The 2,482-nt window shown below is 42.4% G+C and carries 1 protein-coding gene and 1 pseudogene; both read right to left on the bottom strand.

Annotated elements, in window-relative coordinates; all coding sequences use genetic code 11:
• Positions 1-1,339: pseudogene (locus RM706_RS16435) on the bottom strand (hypothetical protein); the annotation flags it as partial.
• A gap of 53 nt (positions 1,340-1,392) precedes the next feature.
• On the bottom strand, positions 1,393-2,482 hold a 1,090-nt coding region (locus RM706_RS16430; RefSeq protein ID WP_311353359.1), incomplete at its 5' end, for a thrombospondin type 3 repeat-containing protein.

Raw genomic sequence — 2,482 nt, 5'->3', positions numbered from 1 at the left:
CGGCAGCCGCCCATATGGCGTTTCCGGCATCATAGCCCGTGTAACCAGCGGTTTGTACGGGAAGACAAGAATCCAACGCTTCAGTAGCATCAGCCTCTAAATTATCTGCAATACCATCACCATCGGTATCTGTATTATAAGGATCAGTCCCGTTAGTATCCTCAGCACCATTTAGTATAGTATCACTGTCACAGTCGGCAGCGGCCCATACGGCATTCGAGGCATCGTAGCCTGTGTACCCAGCAGCCTGTAATGGAAGACAGGGATCGGAAGCATTGACACCATCTGTTGAATTAATCACTCCATCCCCATCATCATCACATTCTCCAGAAGTTACCGCTCCGTTAACACTACTTACATCAGCCTGACCTGTACCGGCGATGGTAGGAATACCAGTTACTAAATCCACCGCATCACCAAGACTGTTATCCCCATCCAAATTGGCTAAGGTAAATCCGCCATCTCCTTCTAGGGCATCCGCACATCCGTCAGCATCACTATCGGTGTCGAAATGATCGGGTATCCCATCGCTATCAAAGTCCCTATAAGCACAATCCCATGTTAGGTCGGAAATTAAGAATGCCATGCTTTGAATACTTGTGCTTACCTCAGTGTTGGAAAAGGAAAATACCACCCGATCAACCGGTTCGCTTAAGGTGAAAATAACGTCACCTATATCAGTATTACCAACGACCAATGAATTACCTTCAAAAACTCCACTACTAACCTCGTCTACAGCACTGCCCACAGTATAATCTAGGGGATTCAATGTAAGGGCATCGCCTTCATTGAAAATACTTACTGTCAGTTGTTCTGTGTATGGATTACCAACAGGGGCTTCAGTCGTTAAACGCTTATCAATATCTACCGCGCGAAAAGAAAGTCCGGTGACAGGTCGATCGAACCGTATCTCGTAAATGATTGGACTATCGTCCAGCTCCCCTATATCAGAATTGAGCAACAGACCATCGGTTCCATTAAAAGATGTACCATTTGCAGCATTATAGTCGGTTAGTATTCCAAAATCTGTGCTCGAATTGTCAGCCGTGACTACGGTACCGTCGATTGTCGTGCTCGCAGTGGCGGGGCCATCTGTACCTGGGTCGGGACCGGTCCACACGGGATCTCCCCAAATTAAGGAAGAACCTCCAATAGCACAATCATATTCGTTGGCATCCAGAATCCCATCATTGTCATCATCTTGATCCACATTGTTGCCCACACTATCCCCGTCAAAATCTTCTGTGTTCCCTGTTTGGGCAAACGTATTGGCACCCAATAGGAACAAGAGAAAGGTCGATAGAGTCATCACTCTTTTTATTAAAATTGTATAGTTCATCTTAATATCGGTTTTAACAATTTTTTAATTAGTATTTATTATAGTTTTCAAATTCATTTTTTGATGATCTTGTAATTTGCCAATGCACTTTTGGTAACGACCGTCAAGAAATATATCCCCTGCGATAAAGAAGACATATTGAGTTTTACATAGCCGCTTTCATCAGATTCCAAATTTTGAACGCTAACGTCAGAGCCAGTGCTATCAAAAATACTCAACTGTACCATTTCATTGCCAGCGGGTCCAACATAAACCGTAAGCTCTTTATCGTCAATAGGATTGGGATAAACGAACCCTTTGGCACCTAGTATAATAACTTTCTCATAAGTACCCTGACAATCTTTATCAGTACTGACTTTGATACTATTCTCAACTTGAGAAAGTACTAATGTAATCTGACTATCTGTAGTTGTATAGGTTTTTTCATTGACTTCCACAGTGTAGTGATTAGCGCCTGAAAGTTCTAAAATTATGGTGCTCTCCGGTTCAATGGAATTTAAATCAACACCTAAAAGTTCCACATTCTGTACATTTAACGTATAACATTGCTCATTTGTAGAGTTGCCCTCGATCGAAAAGCACAATTTATAAACATCTGGAGGTAGGTTATTTAAGAGTAAGTTGGAATTAAACTGTGAATTTCTTATTTCATTCCCTTCACTATCAGTAAGAATGGCTATATAATCCAAAAACTCCTTGGTAATTACTTCGATACTGCCATCCTGGCTTCCAACGCAAGATTCACCAGTTGTTTTAATTGCGAAATTATCCACTCCTAAAACAATCTCACAGCCATTTTCATCCACTAAAATTCCTTGTAGTGTCGTTGGACAAAAGTCTTCCTCATTTAGTATACCATCATTATCGATGTCACCATCACAAACATCGCCAATTCCATCATTATCAAAGTCTTCTTGTTCGGGATTATAAATAAATGGGCAATTATCAACTACATCTTGGATACCATCGGAATCCGTATCTGTATCCACAGGGGCCAAATAGGGATCTGCACCATTGGTGTCCTCTTCCCCATTGGTCACTCCGTCACTGTCACAGTCCGCAGCGGCCCATATCGCATTCCCGGCATCATAGCCTGTGTAACCGGCTACCTGGACTGGATCACAGGGGTCATTTGGGTTCATT

This window comes from Croceitalea rosinachiae (genome assembly GCF_031846445.1).
GTDB classification, from domain to species: domain Bacteria; phylum Bacteroidota; class Bacteroidia; order Flavobacteriales; family Flavobacteriaceae; genus Croceitalea; species Croceitalea rosinachiae.
The sequence above is the reverse complement of the archived record's forward strand: the minus strand, read 5'-3'. Positions and strand labels throughout refer to the sequence as shown.